The sequence below is a fragment of the Candidatus Kurthia intestinigallinarum genome (assembly GCF_003991225.1).
Classification (GTDB): domain Bacteria; phylum Bacillota; class Bacilli; order Bacillales_A; family Planococcaceae; genus Kurthia; species Kurthia populi.
This window is the reverse complement of the sequence record NZ_JTFC01000005.1, coordinates 26,201-46,693: the sequence shown is the minus strand read 5'-3', so window position 1 is coordinate 46,693 and position 20,493 is coordinate 26,201. Positions and strand designations below refer to the sequence as shown.

The following is a 20,493-nucleotide window of genomic DNA, read 5'->3' as shown; positions in this document are numbered from 1 at the left end:
CTCATTTACTTTTTCGTATAGAACTTATTTATTATTTTTTAAATCTAGCCATAATATAGCATATATTTGATTTCACAAAACATTTTTACATGTTTTATACCAAAATAATGTTAACAAAAAAATTTTTTGTAAGTTGTTTTCTAATCCAAATTTCTTTAAAAACCCTTTTATATCTATACTTACACCATGTCTAAAAGAATGATTTTCATTCTGTTTATTCATGGAAACTTTTTATTTTAATATGATTTACAGCTAATTTTCTTACTATTTTTCATTCATATCGCTTATAAAGTTATTATTATAGATTTTTCTATCACTTTTTTATTTAATTTTTAAAATAATAAATTTATAATTCTAAACCCAGATAAACATTTAGAACTATTTGTTTTTTATTAAATAAAACAACAAAAAAACTACCTTCTTTTTTTGATATTATGCTTATTTTTTTAGTCATTAAGACTGTTTTCTAACTTTAAATTTTAAGAATAATATATTTGTATGTCTAAAGTTTCTTTTTTTAAAAACAACCAATAAGTCTAATTACTATGTTTAAAATTATGTTCTATGGGTAAAAATTTTGAAAATTACTCATTTTTTATATATTTTTTTATTATTATCTTTCATTAAATTATATTAAAAAAACTTAATGGTTTTTATTTATTGGTTTTATAGCTCCTTATTATCATAAAATTAAGTTTATTTTAATTTAAATTTAGTTACTATATTAAAAAAACTTCTTAGTTGTTCGGTCTATTTTAAACGCTACAAACCCTTATGTAATATGATTTTTTTATAGACTTTAGTTAACTAAAGTCCATATCACATTACATAAATAAAAAGAGAAATCGCCAGCTACGACGATTTCTCTTTTTATTTTACATTTTCATATATATTTTATTTAAACATTATAATTTCTAAGGGCTATTCGACGTTGCTCTTGCACAATTGATTTCTCAAATTGCTGTATATACGCGTGATTACGCGTTGAAACACGTTGCCAAAGAGATGGATCATATAATAATGCAGCGATTTTCTTAGCCATTCCTTTTGTATCTCGAACTTTAAAAAGCATATTCGCTTCTACAAGCTCAGGTATTCCACCGACATTTGAAGCTACCACTGGTAACCCATAACTCATAGCTTCCATTATACTTCGACCCATTGCCTCTGTATAACTTGGCTGAACATATAATTGAAGCGACTGATACCATCGTGCTACCTCTTGTTGATCGATAATTCCTTCATGATACACAGTAACATTGTTGTACCGAGGTAAATTTTTTAGTTTACCTTCGCCTAATAATCTTATAATGATAGGCTGATTTAGTTTATCTAGCTCTTCTAATGCTTTAAAAAGGGTAGCATGTCCTTTATATTTCGTTTCTAATGAACCTATCATACCAATTGTAAATGGCTGCTGTTGCCATTTTACAGAAACAGGATGCTTTTTTATTGATGCATTCACTACATTGTAAACTTGTTGATTATTTGGATAACATTCTTGTAAATATATACTTGTAACATAAATTGCTGTATCAGCTCTTGCCACAACATTCTTCATTGAAGAATGTAAAAAAGGTGCTATTACCTTGTATAAAGGATTACCATGCAAGCGATAGGCTTCTAATGCATTGCCCACCACTTCTACCTTATATTTTTTTTGATTTTTAATACATGCTAACCCAACAAAAATCCCCATATGTGAAGGTAATCTTATAATGATTTCTTCACTTGATTCTACTATATTTATCGCTAGAGACCACATATCTTTTAAGTTTAAATAAATCGATTTTGTTGATTGGAAAGGAATTTCATGCACAATAAGCGGGCTCTTTATAGGTGAAAGATTACTATATTCTACTTGTTGAATCATAGGATAAATATGAATTTCATCTACGACATCAAAATATTTCTCCCAAGCACTATCTGAAAAATTTTTTGAATAATAAGCTTGTCCATCAAACTGCAAACGTAAATCATAAACGTAAGTTAATTTCATGTAACTAATCCCTTTCTCCTTAAAACAACGTAATGGTTCAATAAATATAACGTAATATTTAGTACTAATATGAAGGAAATATCATTTAATAAAATCCCGGCGTTTTGGCCCATCATGAAGCCTATCCGTGTAATAGGAATCGTTAAGAAAAAAATTAATTCAATCTGATTTTGGCGACACATAATTTTATAAAGTATATATGCAAGAGCTACAAAGGTAACATTTAATAAAGGAGCAAATAAAAAGCCCATATATAAATTTCCTTGCCCAACAATTGGTATAATTTGTGATACATGGTCTGAAAAATAAATTCGATAATTATATAAATAATTACTAAATTCAAACCCCTGTAATTCTCTGAAAAATACATTCAATCCAATAATCGGACGTCCTAAATCATATATAAAATTACCTATTGTTGCAGCATTAGGGAAATAGCTAGGTAATTCTATAGCCATTGCTACGTTATATGGACCCCCAGCATAAATTTGTAACATATCTGTCAAATCGGTCAAGCGATTTTCACCACCCGTTATCGATGTCGTATTTCGATATGTGGTAATGTTCATAAAAACAATAAATACTAATACAACTGTACTAAATATAAAAGGTAATGATCTTTTCAAAAAAAGACGATAAAATAAATATAAACTTGCAATCGCGCTAATTAAAAAATCTGAACGGTTATCACCAAATATAATCATAATATTTAATAAGACAGCCCCAAAAGATAACCAAATCCAAATTGTACCTTTTGTTCGCTCATAACGACGATATAATAGCATCATCATTAAAAGAAAAATTAAGTACTTCGCCGTAATTAGTATAAACTGAACAATACTAATTTTAAAACCGCCCATACCAATATCAATCATATTATCGCGCGGCATTAAGAAAGCAAAGCTGTTGAGCGCTTCTGGAACTGCTGCTAAAACAACAAAGCTCATTAAAATATACACAACATAAATAAATATAGATTGCGGTAATTCAACGGTTGTCTTTACAGACGGCTCTATTCGAAGGATTTTTTTACGAGAAAAGAAAAATGCGATTGCTGCCGTTGTCAAAATCAACTCCCACATCATAAGTAAAAGAGCAGTTGAAAAAGAGCTTGCCATTGGATCTACTGGCGAGCGCCCAATATACCATCCTGATTTTACAATTAAAAATGGTAAGATAAGATATCGTAAAAAAGTTACTAATGTATAACTCATTAAAAATGTATTAAATCGATAAAATAATAAAGGGCTTAAAATTAAAATAAATAATACCATGTAAAGTAGCGGTAAAATGTATAATAATTCATAGCCTTGATATGTGGTATTACTATTAATAAAAATACTTGAAAAAATAGCCATTCCAATGACAAGACATGACACGATAATATGGGAAATAAGTTTCATCAACACACCTGCTCTTTTTTTTCATAAATAGGCTAAATACCATTAAGTCATTTCAGTGAATCAATATATTCAGCGCCTATATATTTTTCCCTAATAGCTAAACTTCATCTTTGAAAGTCATTCGTATAATTAAAGAATGAATAGAACACATACATTTTTGATTATAAACGCTAAATAAGAAAGCCTCTCAAAAATAGCTATAGTACTATGTACGATAACGAGTATTTCAAGAAGCTCGCTCTGCTACCCCATGTAGGCACTCCTTTTTTCGCAACCATTTTCTAAAATAAATTTCTTTTATTGAATAATGTATTGCACTATTTATACTCATCGCTAAAGCAGCACCAAAAATTCCCTCTTCATAAACAAACCAGGCTGTTACTGGTATCGTTATTACACTTGTAAGCAAGGCAAAATACATTTGATTTTTAATAATTCCAATACTTACAAAAAGCGTATCAATATTCCAATTAAGTGCATTAAAGAAAATACAAATACATATCCATGGTAATAGCCAGGCATACTTCGCATAATCTACAGAGTATATAAATGTTAAAAGCCATTTACCTGTAATCAAACTTGCTAATGTCAGAACGACACATAGCATAAGCGCGATTACTAATAGATTGCGGTATAAAACTCGCTGGATTTTAGTATAATCACCAGCAACATGCAGCCGTTTAAACACATGTAAATAATTCTGCGAAATTGCACCCATTAAAATATTGGCAATAACGGTTATGTAAGCAATTGCTGAAAAATAACCGAGCATTTCTGAGGACGAAAAAAATTCAAGTGCATAGCGAGGTAAAAAAGTATTAAAAGATACGACAAGCTGTGTGATACCTAGTGGTAGTCCTAATGTTAAAATCGACCATACAAGAGATGTTGAAATGGTACGCTCAAAAGGATAGCGTTTGACGAATAATTTCGTTTCTATAGCTAAATAACAAAACTGTGCTACTACTTGTACCGTAACTGCCGTTAGTAAATCACGGCTCCATACTAAGCTACCTATAAACAATATCGTTAGCAAAATTTGTTTAATGACAATTTGTTTCGATAGTCTTGCCATATCCTGTTCGCGATGTGCTAACGCATACATAAGATCACTGACAAGCTCAAGCATTTTAGATAAACCTACTATTGCGATAATTAACCAGGTATCATGATATGCAAAAAATGCTAATAAACTGATTCCTAAAAATGAAATCAATGCGATAATATTTCGTGCAATACTATATGCACGATAATTTGCTTCCTCTGCATTCACATATAAAGATCGCAACTTCATATTCGCAAAAAGGGCAAGTGGTGAAGTAATTGCTAAAGCAAGTGCATAAACACCAACATCTGTTGGTGTTAGCCACTTTGCAATCATAATGAGCATCAGCCATTTTACAAAGGCTGTTACTAAATTAGAGGTAAATGTCCAGGAGATTTTTTTTAGCATATGTCTTCCCTCCCCTATCGACGTAGCCACCATCGCTTTTTACTAGGTTGTTCAGGCTCTAAAACTTCTACTGGTTGGTTCCGTAGCACCGCTTCATTATTTTCTAGCAGTAACGCTGCATAATCAGCAAAACCACGTTTTTCTAAAACAGAAATCGCACGTTCAAGATCAAAATGACGACGTTCTAAATCATGTGCATCTGTTCCAATAAAATGAATTAACTGACGATCTAATAACTCAAAAGCAGCCTTCTCAACTCGCTTACCATACTTACCCAAAATAGCACCTGTCGTTAGCTGTGCCAACATACCACTTCGTACAAATTGCTCTAGAACATTCGCATCCTGAATAATATTTTGCTGACGCTCAGGATGTGCAATAATTGGTGTATAGCCTGCTTCAAGTAAGCCATGAAAAGTTGACAATGTGTAATGTGGTAAATGTCCTGATGGCAATTCAATTAAAGCATACTGACTATTTGCTAATGTCAGCACATCATGATTTATAACATGTTCTACTGTATTTTCTGAAATCGTGATTTCATGCCCTTCAAACACTTTTAAATCCCAATTTTGTTGCTCAATATGATGACGTAGTAAGGCCAATTTATCGAACACATCCTCTTTTGAAACATTTAATGCCCCTTTATGAGCATGACTTGTTGAAATAAGTTGTGTAATTCCCTGTTTCATTGCCTGTTCTAGCATCATTAATGATTCTTCAAATGTGGCCGGTCCATCATCTGCTTGAAATAAAATATGACTGTGTAAATCGACCATACACTGCACTCCTTAGTCATTGACATATGAACGATAATATTTTGAACTGTAGTAGTTTACATTAGAAGCGGTCACGTTATTCATGACAACCCCTAAAACTTTAGCATCGGCACTCTTCAATAAATTCATCGCTTTTTTCGCCATTTTTTTATCCGTATTCATCGAATCCACTACTAAAATGGTTCCATCTAATCGATTAGCTAGTAGTTGCGTATCTGTAACTGCTAGTAGCGGCGATGTATCAAAGATTATCCAATCATAACTTTCCTCCACTTCAGCTAGGAATATTTGAAATCGCTGAGACCCAAGCAATTCAGAAGGATTTGGTGGTATAGGTCCACTCGTCATAATCGATAGACCAGTAACATCTGTTCGCTGTATTGCTGATGCTACTTCAATTTGATTTGATAATACATGAGAAAGTCCTACTGTATTTTTTAAATGAAAAGTATAATGTACGGTAGGCTTTCGCAGATCTGCATCAATAAACAACACATTTTTTCCTTCTTCTGCTAATAGATAAGCTAAATTTGCCGCTGTTGTTGATTTTCCCTCTGCTTGAATAGCAGATGTAACTAAAAAAGATTTCAGTTTATCACTTTTTGAGAATTTAATATTCGTGCGCAGTGTGCGATACTGCTCAGATATCACAGCTTGTGGCTGTTCTCGGACAATTAATTGCCGTGCAGCGCGCGTCATTTTTTTCATCCTTTATCCCTCCTCAAAGTTGACATCCAAATAGGCGTTTTTTGTTTCTTAGATATGTTCTTTTTCGGCGGCTTCGTATTTACTGTTTGTTTACTTAACTTACGCTTTTGAGCATTATTCATTTGATGAATACTCCCGATTACCGGCACTTCTAAGTATTCTTCAATTTCTCGCTCAGATTTAAATGTATGGTCCGTTAATTCTAAAATAGCAATTAATAGACCACCCGCTATGATGCCTAATAATGCACCTGCTACTAGATTTAAGGCGACATTTGGAGAGACTGGCGTAAAGGAATTTTTTAAATTTGCCTGTGATAAAATTTGTACATTTTTCACTTCAATTAAACCTGGTGTTTTTTGTTTGAATATTTCGGCAATTTTATTTGCAATTGTAACTGATTCAACAGGATCTGTGCTACGAATCGAAATATTCATTACTTTAGAATTTTCTTCACTTGCAACTGTCAAACTTTCCCTAAGTTTTTTTACATCCATCGACAAATTCAGGTCTCTAATGACTTCATCTAGAATGACATCACTTTTTACAATCGCTATATACGTATTCATCAATTGTAAATCCGTTTGTGTCTCTTGATAGGGATTGACACTATCTCCTTTTTGGACCTTATTAATTAATAATTGTGTCGTTGCATCGTATTTTGGTGTTACTACCATAAATGTAATAACGGAACTAATTGCCAGTCCTAATAGCCCCATAAATAAAAGGAGGCCAAAACGCTTTTTCACAATATGAACAATTTCTTCTACGCTGATTGCTGAGCTACTCAATTTTATACCTCCCATAGAAAATACTAGACGTCCACTCTTTTTTCGATATATATTAGTAAAAATGGTAAATACTTGTCATCTCCAATATAACCATTTCTTTCGTATAGGTAAACATGTTTTTATTATAAGTAAGGGGGCATGAACAAAATGTCAGTTAAAAAAGATAAAAAGTATCAATTTTTTAACTTCAAAAAAATAATTTGGGTACTTGTAACTATTTTACTTCTATTAACGATAGCCGCCAGCTATACGTATAGCAAAGTAAAAAGTGCACAAGATAGTTATCAAAAAACAAAAATTGTGTACGAGACAAAAGAACGGAAAACGCCTAGTAATGAGATAGTAAAAGGTTCGAAACCTATTTCATTGCTGTTATTAGGTGTTGATGAACGTGAAAATGACAGCGGTCGATCAGACACAATGATTACTGTAACTTTAAACCCAGACAAACGTTCTGCAAAATTAATAAGTATCCCTCGAGACAGCTATGTTGAAATTGCTGGGAAAGAAAAATTTGACAAGATAAATCACGCATATGCCTATGCTGGAATTGAAGGCGCTAGTAAAACTGTAGAACAGTTATTCAGCATCCCTATTGACTATGTCGTGAAGATTAACATGGATGGTGTTGTAGATTTAGTTGACTTAATGGGTGGTGTAACCGTAAACAATCCAAAAGCATTCTCAAGTCACGGCAAGGATTTTAAAAAGGGAGAAATTACCCTAGATGGTGAATCTACACTAGAGTATATTCGTATGAGAAAATCAGACCCGGATGGTGACTTTGGACGCCAAAATAGACAACGAGCCGTCTTAGTTGGATTGGCAGAACAACTTAAATCTGCTGAAACTATTAAGAAATTCGACAATCTGTTAATTGTCATGAAACATAATATGCAAACAAACATTCCTATGGACCAATTAAATACGTTACGTAAAAATTATTTAACTACCATTGAAAAAACAGAACAGCTTTCTTTAAATGAAGGAACCGATATGAAGAAAAAAGGTATCTATTACTACAAATTGAATACAAAGCAATTGGAAGAAGTAAAGGATGCCTTAAACAAACATTTAGAGCTGCAATAAAGTATAAGAGGTGAATGAATAATGGGAATTGATAACTATATGACTCCTTATGAAGCTGCACATCGCTGGAAAATTTCGTATTATAAAATTAACCGTGTTTTAGCTAATCGTTCTTATATTCAAAAAGACCTGGACAATAAAACACTTAAATACTTTCAAATACCAGACAGTAAACGTTGTTACTGGGTGATTCATATTCGTGCAATGGAACGATGGTATGGGCCGGAGCCTAAAAATTAACTACTAAAAAAAGAGGCTGGGACATACGTATAAAAACAACCGTTCATATGAGCATAAGAAAAACCGGAACTGCGCTGTAGCGCGGTTCCGGTTTTTCGTTGCGAACGCTAAAAAAGGAAAATGACGTGTTTTGTCCCAGCCACTTTCTTATTGACTAGGGTTTTGTCCCAGCCTCTTTTTTCTTGTGATAAACACAACAATGATAATAAATACCGCTAATAAAATGCCGATAAATGACAGCACTGCATAATCACTATAATTTACAATAACACCTGATAAAATCCCTGCTAATGACCCAAATACAGCAATCAAAACATCAATACGACTTTGAACTTTTGGTCGCTCTAATGTATTTGTACCATCAACAACCGCTGTTGTCCCACTAATTAAGCCAAAATTCCAACCAATTCCTAGTAATGATAAGCCTAGTGTCAGTAGTAGAACGGAATCTGTCGGCGCAAGCATTGTTGTCATAGCTGCTAATACAAGCACAAATCCCGCTATAAGCGCCATTTTATGTGTCCCTATCTTATCTACAAGTGTACCTGTTATAAGCGAAGGCAAATACATTGAAGCAATATGGAAACTAATAACGAGGCCAATAGCATTAACACTATGCTGATGATGCTGCATATGAAGTGGTGTCATTGTCATTATCGCTACCATAATAATTTGTGTCATAACCATCACAAAGCCACCTAAATAAATAAGTCCTTGATTATGTATGCCTTGCTCTTCAATCGGTGCTTCAATCGCAATATCACGTGCTAATAAGTATGGATCAGGCTTCAAAAAGAAATATAAGATAAAACCGGCAGCGAAAAATGCCCCCGCTGCTAAAATAAAAATGCCTGCTAATTCAGGAATATGTAAAAAAATCGCTATATTACTCATGACACCAACCATATTAGGGCCAAGAACTGCACCAAATGTCGTCGCTACCATTGCCATACTTACAGCAGTTGCACGCTTATGTGGTAATGCTAAATCCGTCCCCGCATAGCGCGCCTGTAAATTAGTTGCTGTGCCCGCTCCGTAAATAATCAATGCGAAAAAAAGAAGCCAAATATTCGTTAATACGATTGCTAAAATAATAAGTAATGCCCCTATACCACCTAAAAAGAAACCAGTCGCAAGTCCTAATCGGCGTCCACTACTCGCCGTAATGCGCCCAACAAGTAATGCAGCACCTGCGGAACCTATTGTGAATAATGCGGATGGAACACCTGCATATTTCTCCGTCCCAAGCATCTCTGCAGCGATTAGCGAGCCCACCGTAATCCCTGCCGCAAGCCCTGCGCCACCAAGCATTTGTGAAAAAATAACTGTACGGATTGTATGTTGATAAACCTTCTGTACAGCTGGACTATCAAGTTGCCTTGTCATTTTATTACCTCCATCCACTCATTTAAAATTCTTAAACTCTTTTTTAATGATTATATATAAAAAAGCTACCTCTATTAGAAATAATAACTAATATTGTCGAATTTATAGCGAATAGATTACAGTAATATTTGAGTTATGTAAAGAGAATGTAAACCACATTTACAAAAGGATTAATACCTCGCATGATAGAAGAGAAATAAGAAATGAAGGGAATTACGTTATGGATGTTAATGTGCAGGAAATGATTTTTCAGTTTTTAGGTGGCTTGGGCTTATTCTTATTCGCCATTAAATTTATGGGCGATGGCTTACAGAAAGCTGCAGGAGATCGTTTACGCGATATTCTCGATCGCTTTACGACAAACCCTTTTATGGGTGTACTAGTAGGTATGCTTGTAACGGTATTAATTCAGTCTAGTTCAGGGACAACGGTTATTACAGTTGGTCTTGTAAGCGCTGGCTTTATGACATTACGTCAAGCCATTGGTGTTATTATGGGTGCCAATATCGGTACAACTGTAACGGCATTTATTATTGGAATTGACGTAGGCGAGTATGCATATCCAATTATGGCAGTAGGTGCCGTCTTACTCTTCTTCTTTAAAAAGACGAGCATTCAAAATATTGGACAAGTTATTTTCGGTTTTGCTGGTTTATTCATTGGTCTAGAAATGATGAGTAATGGAATGAAGCCTTTACGCGATTTCCAACCATTTATTGATTTAACAATTCAAATGTCAGACTTACCTATTTTAGGTGTTGTTGTCGGAACAATTTTCACATTAATTGTTCAATCATCATCTGCTACAGTTGGGATTTTACAAGGCTTATATGCTGAAAATCTGATTCCGCTGCATGGTGCACTGCCTGTACTATTTGGTGATAATATTGGAACGACGATTACAGCCATTCTAGCTGCGTTGGGCGCAAGTGTCGCTGCGCGTCGTGCGGCTGCTACGCATGTATTATTTAACTTAATTGGTACCGTCATCTTTATGATTCTACTAACACCATTTACAATGTATGTTGAATGGATTTCTGGTGTTTTAAATCTAGAAAATAAAATGCAAATTGCCTTTGCACACGGAACATTTAATATTTTAAATACGTTAATCCAGTTACCGTTCATTGGTGCACTTGCTTGGATTGTTACAAAACTTATTCCAGGTGAAGATACAGCGATTGAACATAAACCTAAATATTTAGACGAAAATCTTTTAACAAAATCTCCTGCTGTAGCACTTGGTCAAGCTAAAAAAGAAGTGCTACGCATGGGTGAATATAGTGTACAAAGCTTATCAGAAGCGTTAAATGTATTAGAAGATAAAAATATGAAAGCCATTCAAAATGTGGAACAGCTTGAAATGGCCATTAATAATTTAGATCGTAAAACAACGGCCTATTTAGTACAGCTATCCAAGCAATCTTTATCAGGTAATGATTCAGACTTACAGCATAATTTATTTGAAAATATTCGTGATATTGAACGAATCGGTGACCACGTCGAAAACATTGTAGAACTACTGCAATTTAAAGACAATAATAAAATCTGGCTAAGTGACGAAGCATATGAAGAGCTTGTGACCATGTATAAATTAACAATGCAATCGGTAGAAAAAGCATTACAAGCAGTAGATACGCATGATACAGAGCTTGTACAAGCCGTATATGCCGATGAGGAGCGAATTGATAATATGGAACGTACATTACGTAAGCGCCATATTCGTCGCTTAAACGAGGGTCTTTGTTCGCCTACTGCTGGTATCGTCTTTGCTGATATCATTAGTAATTTAGAACGTATTGGAGATCATGCAAAAAATTTAGCAGATACTGTCGCAACAAAGCAGCAGTTAGCACAACAACCAACAAACACATAATCAATAAGAGGCTTAAAACAACTGCTCCTATGAGCATAAGAAAAACCGGAATCGTGCGGTGGCGCGGTTCCGGTTTTTTGTTGCGAACACTAAAAAAGGAACATGACGTATTTTGTCCCAGCCTCTTTTTTATTTTGTTAGTATGTACCCGCTTAAATCGGGAATAGATTAAAAAGCGACATAATGAGGTGATGATAATGAAAACACTCGAAACCACACGTCTCTTATTGCGGAAAATTACGTCTACAGATATGAACAATATTCAAAAATTGGTAACAGATGATGATGTTACAGCGCTGTTAGATTGGGATACTTCGCCTTCACAAAATGACAATCAACACTTTTTAGCTACGCTATTACAAAAATATACCCAAAGTAATGTAGCTTGGGCGATTTTGTTAAAAGAAACAGATGAATTTATCGGTGTTATTGAATTTAGCGATTATCGTCATGAAGAAAAAATTACCGATATGCACTGTGTTATTGCAAAACAATATTGGCGCAATGACTATGCAAGTGAAGCAACACAAGCGATTATTCGCTATGGTTTTTCAGAATTGAAGCTAGAACGAATTCAAGCGAGTTATTTTGCGGAAAACATTCGTTCTGAACGTGTACTTCAAAAAGCTGGTTTATTTTACGAAGGTACACAGCGACATGGGAAATTTGCAAAAGGACGTTATCATGATATAAAGCTTTATGCCATTTTACGTAGTGATTTGGGTTATTAAAAAAGGAGGCCCATTATAGGGTCTCCTTTTAAAATTGCGTCATAGCGATTACACATAAAATAAAAACAAACGCCGTAATTGCTAATCCGCCTATCATTTTATGCCCTTTTCTTAACTCACTAATGCCTGTAACAACTAATGCCAAGCTAAAGAAAAGGAGCATCCAATTTTGAAATCGGAAATCACTCGTAATCAGACCATATGTTGCAAAACTTATCGCGACAATTGTAAAAACGACACGTAAAATCATTAAAATCACAGGTTGCACCCTTTCTTCAATTGCCTTTAGCATAGCGAATATGACACTTTTTTTCAATTATTATCCAATGTCAAATTGCTTTGTAGCTTCTGACTCTTTTTTTAATGGGTGGTCTGCTTGAATAAAAGACCTATTAAAGGCAAAAACCAGTATTTCAATCGGCATCATAGACGAGGAAATCATGCCAAAAATCCCATTCACACGCACAAGCTGATCCTCAGACCCTAGCTTCCAATTTTCCTCCAATAGAACATCCGTTCATCCTATTGAAAATTCAATCATCTGATAATTCAATTTTCAATAGACGTTTACAGCTCTCTTTTTTGTGGCATATAAATTACAAAATAGGAGAGGACGATGTCATAATGCAAAAATGGTGGATGATCCGTGCGGGTACAGACAATGAACTTATTCCATCATGGTTACGCGAAGGAATCGTATCCATTGGCTGGGCAGATTTAGGTGACCCAGCACTCTACCCTACGAAAGAATCATTATTTGTAAAAGCAGACCGCGTTTATTTGGATAATAAACCGCTAACACGCCACAGTTGGGTCAATCAAATTTGGCGATTTTACCAAGAAATTGAAATTGGAGACCGTGTTGTTTCATACTCAAAGGAGCATCGTGAATATATTATTGGTACGATTAAAAGTGAAGCAACTTATCGTTATACAGACGATAACTCTTATCCTAATGAACGACAAGTTACTTGGGAATCGACGCGTATTTCACGACACAATTTAACACAAGCAGCGAAAAATAGCTTAAGTTCGGTGCTAACCGTTTTTCGTATTGATGCTTGGGGGCAAGAGCTTGATAATGCCCTACATGGAACAATTGCGAGTACATTACATAATCCCGAACATGAGGATATTGACGTGCTCCTACAAGAATTACAAACGCAGGCACAGGCAATGATTGAAGATAAAGTAGATGCGCTAAATCCATGGGATATGCAGGATTTAATCGACGGCCTTTTGCATGCTCTCGGATATTTGACTAAAGTAGCTGATGAGGGCATTAATTTACTAGCCTTTAAAGATGAATTAGGCTTTGAAAAACCAATTATCAAAGTCGCCATTCATCACCGTACACAGGTAACGGGCTCTGAAGAAATTCGTCATCTACTCGGTGCACATCCGTTAGAAGCAAATAGTCTTATTGTGTCCACAGGTGGATTTACAACGAGTGCCTTACGGATTGCCCAACAAAATAATGTCAAAGCCATCGATTTAGAACAGCTTGTACAGTTAATTGTACAAACCTATGAAAAACTACCAAATACAACACGTGCACTCCTGCCATTACGAGCCTTTTATTTGCCAGAAGGCTAAAATTTAACAGAATTTTTTGATATGATAAAAAAACTATATGGAATAGAAGGTGATTCATCCTGTTCATTTCAATGGCACCGTCAGTAAACGCGACTCTTTCAGCTAACTAAAACGAGTCTGCGTCTTCGTACATCGCAGACTCAAAAAAGGAGTACGCGATGAAAACATTTCTACCATTTATTTTATCAATGGCTATCTTCGGTACAATTGGTGTCGTTATTCGTCCAATCGAACTTGCTTCAAGCAAACGTGCATTTTGGAGCAGTCTAATCGGCAGCATTTTTCTGTCAATCATTTTGCTACTAATGAAAAAACGTATCCATTTTACATTTATTTTCCGACATGCTGGCATTCTACTGCTGTCTGCGATTGCACTAAGTGGCAATTGGATTTTTCTTTACCAATCATATGATTACACATCTATCAGCAATGCCACATTAGCTTATTATTTTGCACCTGTATTTGTATTACTTCTAGCTCCCTTTTTATTAAAGGAAGCTTGGACAGTTAAAAAAGTGCTGTGCATCATTATTGCGCTATTCGGGATGATACTTATTGTTGGCGCAAGCTTTAATAGTATTATGGACGAACAACTTGGATTATTGTATGGCTTTGCTGCAACAGCCTTTTATGCGACGCTCATGCTCGTTAATAAATTTATTCTTGAAATCGATAAGCTAGAGCTCACCGTTATTCAATTAACACTAGCTGCCATTGTGTTAGGCATTTATGTATCACTCACAGATGTTTTTCATATTGCGATGCTTAATACACAGACATTTCCATTTATTTTCATCCTTGGTGTCGTTAATACAGGCATTGGCTTTTGGCTCTTTTTTATAGGAATGGATGGCTTAAAGGGGCAAAGTATTGCGATGCTTAGCTATGTCGATCCACTTGTGGCAATTGTTATCTTTGTGTGGCTTTTACACGAACCTATGACCATAGCGCAACTAATGGGTGCTGTTCTTTTACTAGGTTCAACGTTGATTAGTGAATTAAAATTCAAAAAAAGAATATAAATAAAAAATCCAAGGAATTGAATTCGTTGGATTTTTTTATTTAAAGACATTCCGCTCTCTTTTTATAACATTTTTTTTTAATTTATCGTAATTTTCCATTTAATTTAACAATTAAATGGAAAATTAGTATTATGATTATAGTGAAAGGGGTAAAATCATGAAAAAACATTATCTACTAACTTTTGTAGGAGCACTTCTCTTATCCATTATTGGCCATGGTTTTTATTTATGGAAATGGACGCAAGGATATTTAATGGTTGGCTTTGGAGACGGGCTTTCACAAATGCTTTTTTTTAAGCAATTTATTTTAGAACACTATCAACAAGGAAATTGGGCTTACGCTGAAAATTTCGGCTTCGGTGGTGGCATCTTTTCACAGTTAAATTACTACTTTTCAACAAATATTTTTCTCATCCCTTGGTATATAATTTTTAGTATATTACCAATTAAAACAAGCGTTGAAACCTGGGCCCTACTTCTTATTCCAATGAGTATTATTAAACAAATAGCGATTTTTTATGCATGCTTTTATTTTTTGAATTACTTTACTAAAACACATGCTGCAGCCTTTTTAGGTGCTGTTGTTTATATGTTTAGTCCATTTTTCTTCAAAAATCAAGTTCTGACGGATAACCTAACCGATGTGTTATTTTGGGTTCCTCTCCTGCTTATTGGTGTTGAACAAATTATTCGACGCCAGTCACCAATATTTTTTATTATTTCGACAGCACTTCTTCTCATTAGTAACTTTTACATATCTTATGTTGTATTAATCATTACCGGAATTTATATCTTATTACGCCTATTTCTCCATATCACAAATAATGAACGCCAAAAGAAACAACAAATTAAATGGTATATACTAGGCAGTTTATTAAGTTTTGGTATTAGTTGCTTCTCTTTTATTCCGGCGGTTATTAGTTATCTTCATAATAATCGTCCAGCCTATGAACAAAGTATTCCCTTCTATGCATTGAATACAGAATTACTATTAAGTGAATCGAAAACGTTGTGGCTACCTATCTTTATTGTGATTTTTCTTTTACTCCGTCCACTTTATCAACATCGCGCATTTAAACTGTTCGCATTCATTAGTATTCTTGGAACTGTATTATATTTCAGTCCATTTATAGGGAGCCTATTTAATGGTTTTTCAGCACCAAACACGCGTTGGACACCAATTATCACACTAGGTTATGCTGGTCTTACTGCTATTACAATTGAAAACTTAAACATTCTTCATAAAAAGCAATGGTTTTACGCTACCATTACTGTTACAGTTATTTTTCTTTTAACCATTTTGTTAACAAATACGCATTTAAACTTTTTATCTATTGTAGCCTTAATTTGGGCACTTATTTCTATCGGTTTATTTTTAACAAAAAAACGCACCTTTTTAATTAGTAGTTCGATTATTATAATGGTCTTAGTTTATAGTAATTTCTTTCAATCCAACTTATATTCCCATACAGAACTTTCTACAAAAGAGTATCTAACATCCGACAAGTATATGCCGACACAAGATACTTCTGCATTCGACTATATTAAAAATCATGAATTGAATGAAACTGTCCGAACAGATTGGTCAAATGTATTCCGAGAAAACATGGCCTCCCTTATGCCGATTAACGGTTTTAGTTTATATTCTAGCATTTCAAATGGCTCTATTATGGATATGTACATGCGCGATTTGCAAATTGATACAGGGCGTGAAAGTCTAAGTCGCTATCGTTCATTAGGTGATCGAACAAATTTAATGGCGGCCTTCCAAAGCCAATTTTATATGCGTCATTCAACATACAAAAACATTCCTTACTTATATGAAAATGTTCATACATCAAAGAATTTTACACTGTATGAAAACCAAAAATTATTACCCGCATTTCGTGTAGTAGATTCTTTTTATAATGAGGAAGCATTACAGCTCGAGTCAACACTTGCAAAAGAGCATGCACTTTTACAAGGAGCAATTACAGATGATGGCACTACGCCCTTGCCAACTACAAATACTATTAGACCTACTTCCATTACATTACATAATGGAAAATGGAAAAAGGATAAATTAATCGTTCCTCGCAAGAATGAGGGTGAAATACTCATTCAGCTGCCGAAGATAGAGAAAATAGAGACATTATACGTTCAAATGACGTTATCTCCAATTAAACGCTACAAAAAATTCACATTAAAAATCAATGATTACGAAACAAGTCGACGAAGCAACTATGCAAAATACAAGACAGGCTTCAATGACCTAACTTTCGCCATACCAGCAAGTGACCTAGTCAAAATCAAATTACCAAGTGGTAAGTACCATTTAACAAACCTGCGTATTTACGGTGAAGATTATAGGACGTTAGATGCGGCATACAAGGCTGCAAAAAAAGCAGATTTCACTTGGGATAATGCCGATGCTTCTGGCACAGTTACCGCAAAAAAAGATGACCTATTAGTGACACCCATTCCGTATGAGCCGGGCTGGCATATTACACTAAATAATGAAAAAGTGGATGCCAAAAAAATCAACTATGCCTTTATTGGCATTCCACTACAACAAGGTCAAAATCAGATAACAATGCATTATGCACCACCCTATTGGTCTATCGTCTGGCCGATATCTGCTGTATCTTTAATATTACTTGTTGCCTTGATTTTATGGCGCAAAAAAAGTAGCGCAAATTAAGCGCTACTTTTTTTATTTATTCGTTACAGGTGCTGGGTAATCAAAGCCCTTTGTATCGACTTCTACCTTTTTCATCACTTGATCACTATTTGGTTTATCTGCTTTATCACGAGGTGCATTCACAATCGTATCAACAACATCCATACCTTTTGTTACTTTACCAAATGCAGCATAATCACCATCAAGATTGGCTGATGCCTTTACCATAATAAAAAACTGTGAGCCCGCTGAATTGGGGTCGCCTGAACGAGCCATTGAAATAACACCGCGCTCATGTTTTAAATCATTTGTGAAATCATTATTACTAAATTCACCATCAATTGTATAACCCGGACCCCCTGTACCATCACCAGATGGATCGCCTCCTTGAATCATAAAGCCAGGAATTACACGATGGAAAATTAAGCCGTCATACTTCCCTTCCTTTGCTAATGAAATAAAGTTTGCGACTGTATTCGGTGCCACTTTTGGATAAAGTTCTAGCACTACTTTTTCATCATTCGCCATCGTAATGGTTACAATTGGGTTCTCTTTCACTTTTTCTGCATAATCTGCATTTGATACCTGTTCCTTCATTGTTTCAGATGTGCCACATGCCGCAAGAATCGCCACAAAAGCAAATACTAAAACGATAGACCATTTTTTCATATTCTTCTCTCCAATCTAAAAAAAACAATTCGCCTAATTATATCAACCCTGCATATAGCTGACTATTAAAAGCAAATTATTTTCAATAAAAAAGAAATTGCCTAAATTAATCTCTCCTTATCCTATATTTGTTGTTTTAAAGTAATGCTTAACAAAATACTGCAATAACTCATGTAGCTTTTTTATTCATTTCCTTTATTTAGCATTGTTTACCTCGCTTTATGAATATATTTCACTAAAAACATGCCTTCTCAGTCAAGTAGAAACTTAACCTTGCATTCATCTCTTACCTGCGAGCGTTGAGGTAGGCGTATTCTACAAGAATTGAAAGAAGAAAGAAAAATAGCTAACTAATTATTTTTTAAACATATCGATATATTTTATGAATTAAAAGAATCCTATTTTAAACACCTACTAATCGCTTTTCTGAAACGTTTTTTTATTATAAACCATTGAACCTTCTTAACAATTGTAGCTTCATAAAAAATCATTTAAATTTGTAAATATTTTCAATAAAATTATTTAAAAAGAATATATAATTTATATGATGAAATACTAAAGAAATAATTAAATGCATAAAAAATTATTTTTATATGTATATTTAACGAATAAAATGATAGTATTTTGTTAAAAATAATAGAAAAGGATGATAAAATTATTAGTCATATTTATTCTTGTAAGAAAAATAGAACAATAATAGAATAAACATATGGAGAGATTACCCTCTCTCCTAATCCTTAAAAAGCTGATCATTGCCGTGATCAGCTTTTTTTATTGCTGTTATTTGTTCTAATTTATCGACTTGCTTCCATTTTTTCACGAAATTACGACAATCTTATAGATTTACTCCGGCGCATTTCGTAACATTAGACCTTGATTCCAAAAGGAGGTCTAAGAGATTGAAAAAAGTAATCCCACTATTTTTCGTAAGCTTATGTCTAATCATTTTAGCTGGCTGTCAAACTGCCGCACCTAAAATTCAACAATACATCGAGGTAAAACAATATCATTCAGACGAACATGCATATAAAACCGTATCCGCACATACATCAGCACGTGATACACGTAATTTTTTAAGCTCGCTTGACTGGGAAGAGGCAAATTTAGCTAAAGTAAAATCACCAGACTACATGTTACAGTTTTCAAATTCTGCCACGACTGTCAAATCTGCAAATTATCTTATTTGGTTAAACACATCAAAAGATAAGGCAGAAATTATAATTGATGGCGAAAACAAACATGTGCAGCTAGACCGTCAAACATCTGCTAAATTATTTGATTACCTGATTGGGCAACCGCTAACTGCTATAAAATAAAGATAAAAAGGCTGCAACCTATATAAGTCGCAGCCTTTTTATTATTTTGCTTTCTTTTCTGTGTCTTGCTTATATTCATACGGCAAAAAACTAATTTCTTTCTCTTTTTTATTAATTAATAATGTACCTTCATATACAGTGACCCCAGCTGTACTTACAGCTTCTCCGGTCTCTTTCATTTTTAAATCTGCATCCTTTTGATCCGCTGCAGATAATTTTAAATAAAAGTTGCCGCTATATTCACTGTAGCCTTTTAAATAAAATTCATTATTAATTTGTGTTTGGTACAGTTTGACCGTTTCAATTTTTGCTTTTTTATTAATTGTTGGGGTATTCCCTAAATAACGATATGATGAATAGTTTTGTGTATACTCCATCACATCATATTCTTGCTGAATTTGAACCGTATCTGTTTTTTGGTAATAGCTATACGCAACCGTAATTGCTAGTAAAATATTAATTAAAAATAATAGTTTACTCGTACCACTAATTCGTTTGTAAAAAGGCTCGCGCTTCGCATCTTCTAACTCTTGACGAATCGCTTCTTTTTCATCTTCTGATAAAGGTTTTCCGACACGAATTTCTGTTCCTTTACTTAGATGATCGATAGCTGTCTGATTGGCTTCTTCAAGACGACGTGCCTTCATCTTGTACACATACTTATCCCAGAATAACGTAAAGACATTAATAATCGTTACGATAATCAAGAGAACAACATTCATTATCATATTTCTGACCTACTTTTTTAAATGATTTCGATGCCTATTATAAAGCAA

At 34.1% G+C, this 20,493-nt stretch carries 18 protein-coding genes; 8 read left to right on the top strand and 10 right to left on the bottom strand.

The window, feature by feature from the left end; all coding sequences use genetic code 11:
- Nucleotides 1-898 precede the first annotated feature (898 nt).
- From QI30_RS01035 to QI30_RS01010, 6 genes are all read right to left on the bottom strand, one after another.
- Nucleotides 899-1,999, bottom strand: coding sequence for a glycosyltransferase (locus QI30_RS01035; RefSeq protein WP_126989092.1), 1,101 nt, complete (start codon nucleotides 1,997-1,999; stop codon nucleotides 899-901).
- Nucleotides 1,996-3,402, bottom strand: a complete 1,407-nt coding sequence (locus QI30_RS01030) for a capsule biosynthesis protein CapI (RefSeq protein ID WP_126989091.1) — start codon at nucleotides 3,400-3,402, stop codon at nucleotides 1,996-1,998. The genes QI30_RS01035 and QI30_RS01030 overlap by 4 nt, the downstream gene beginning before the upstream one ends.
- Nucleotides 3,403-3,628: 226 nt before the next feature.
- On the bottom strand, nucleotides 3,629-4,855 hold the full coding sequence (locus QI30_RS01025) for a lipopolysaccharide biosynthesis protein (RefSeq protein WP_158620929.1): 1,227 nt from the start codon (nucleotides 4,853-4,855) through the stop codon (nucleotides 3,629-3,631).
- Nucleotides 4,856-4,869: 14 nt separating this feature from the next.
- Nucleotides 4,870-5,634 carry a tyrosine-protein phosphatase gene (locus QI30_RS01020; protein ID WP_126989089.1) on the bottom strand — a complete coding sequence of 255 codons (765 nt, stop codon included), beginning with the start codon at nucleotides 5,632-5,634 and terminating at the stop codon, nucleotides 4,870-4,872.
- Between the two features lie 12 nt (nucleotides 5,635-5,646).
- A complete protein-coding gene (locus tag QI30_RS01015) occupies nucleotides 5,647-6,342 on the bottom strand; it encodes a CpsD/CapB family tyrosine-protein kinase (RefSeq protein WP_126989088.1) in 696 nt (231 codons plus the stop codon).
- On the bottom strand, nucleotides 6,339-7,133 hold the full coding sequence (locus tag QI30_RS01010; protein WP_158620928.1) for a YveK family protein: 795 nt from the start codon (nucleotides 7,131-7,133) through the stop codon (nucleotides 6,339-6,341). Before QI30_RS01010 ends, QI30_RS01015 begins: the two co-directional genes overlap by 4 nt.
- A gap of 147 nt (nucleotides 7,134-7,280) precedes the next feature.
- Between QI30_RS01010 and QI30_RS01005 the strand changes: the two genes are divergently transcribed.
- Nucleotides 7,281-8,222, top strand: coding sequence for an LCP family protein (locus tag QI30_RS01005; protein ID WP_158620927.1), 942 nt, complete (start codon nucleotides 7,281-7,283; stop codon nucleotides 8,220-8,222).
- A gap of 21 nt (nucleotides 8,223-8,243) precedes the next feature.
- The gene (locus tag QI30_RS01000; protein WP_126989085.1) at nucleotides 8,244-8,462 is read left to right on the top strand and encodes a DNA-binding protein; all 219 of its coding nucleotides are present in this window, start codon (nucleotides 8,244-8,246) and stop codon (nucleotides 8,460-8,462) included.
- Between the two features lie 147 nt (nucleotides 8,463-8,609).
- On the opposite strand, the gene QI30_RS00995 is transcribed toward QI30_RS01000, so the two are convergent.
- Complete coding sequence (locus QI30_RS00995) at nucleotides 8,610-9,848, bottom strand: MFS transporter (RefSeq protein WP_126989084.1); 1,239 nt, start codon at nucleotides 9,846-9,848, stop codon at nucleotides 8,610-8,612.
- A gap of 220 nt (nucleotides 9,849-10,068) precedes the next feature.
- Here QI30_RS00995 and QI30_RS00990 point away from each other — a divergent pair, with 220 nt between their 5' ends.
- On the top strand, nucleotides 10,069-11,724 hold the full coding sequence (locus QI30_RS00990) for a Na/Pi cotransporter family protein (protein ID WP_126989083.1): 1,656 nt from the start codon (nucleotides 10,069-10,071) through the stop codon (nucleotides 11,722-11,724).
- 197 nt (nucleotides 11,725-11,921) lie between these two features.
- On the top strand, nucleotides 11,922-12,455 hold the full coding sequence (locus tag QI30_RS00985; RefSeq protein ID WP_158620926.1) for a GNAT family N-acetyltransferase: 534 nt from the start codon (nucleotides 11,922-11,924) through the stop codon (nucleotides 12,453-12,455).
- Nucleotides 12,456-12,483: 28 nt separating this feature from the next.
- Here QI30_RS00985 and QI30_RS00980 read toward each other — a convergent pair whose 3' ends face one another.
- Complete coding sequence (locus QI30_RS00980; RefSeq protein WP_126989081.1) at nucleotides 12,484-12,714, bottom strand: hypothetical protein; 231 nt, start codon at nucleotides 12,712-12,714, stop codon at nucleotides 12,484-12,486.
- A 365-nt stretch (nucleotides 12,715-13,079) separates the two neighbouring features.
- Between QI30_RS00980 and QI30_RS00975 the strand changes: the two genes are divergently transcribed.
- The 3 genes from QI30_RS00975 (at nucleotide 13,080) to QI30_RS00965 (ending at nucleotide 17,753) form a co-directional block, all read left to right on the top strand.
- Entirely contained in the window at nucleotides 13,080-14,051 is a 972-nt protein-coding gene (locus tag QI30_RS00975) for a restriction endonuclease (protein ID WP_126989080.1), read from the top strand.
- Between the two features lie 158 nt (nucleotides 14,052-14,209).
- Nucleotides 14,210-15,073, top strand: a complete 864-nt coding sequence (locus tag QI30_RS00970) for a DMT family transporter (protein WP_126989079.1) — start codon at nucleotides 14,210-14,212, stop codon at nucleotides 15,071-15,073.
- Nucleotides 15,074-15,230: 157 nt separating this feature from the next.
- Nucleotides 15,231-17,753, top strand: coding sequence for a YfhO family protein (locus QI30_RS00965; protein WP_126989078.1), 2,523 nt, complete (start codon nucleotides 15,231-15,233; stop codon nucleotides 17,751-17,753).
- Nucleotides 17,754-17,765: 12 nt separating this feature from the next.
- On the opposite strand, the gene QI30_RS00960 is transcribed toward QI30_RS00965, so the two are convergent.
- On the bottom strand, nucleotides 17,766-18,401 hold the full coding sequence (locus QI30_RS00960; protein WP_126989077.1) for a peptidylprolyl isomerase: 636 nt from the start codon (nucleotides 18,399-18,401) through the stop codon (nucleotides 17,766-17,768).
- An 899-nt stretch (nucleotides 18,402-19,300) separates the two neighbouring features.
- Between QI30_RS00960 and QI30_RS00955 the strand changes: the two genes are divergently transcribed.
- Nucleotides 19,301-19,717, top strand: coding sequence for a hypothetical protein (locus QI30_RS00955; RefSeq protein WP_126989076.1), 417 nt, complete (start codon nucleotides 19,301-19,303; stop codon nucleotides 19,715-19,717).
- Between the two features lie 41 nt (nucleotides 19,718-19,758).
- Here QI30_RS00955 and QI30_RS00950 read toward each other — a convergent pair whose 3' ends face one another.
- The gene (locus tag QI30_RS00950) at nucleotides 19,759-20,445 is read right to left on the bottom strand and encodes a hypothetical protein (protein ID WP_126989075.1); all 687 of its coding nucleotides are present in this window, start codon (nucleotides 20,443-20,445) and stop codon (nucleotides 19,759-19,761) included.
- Nucleotides 20,446-20,493 lie beyond the last annotated feature (48 nt).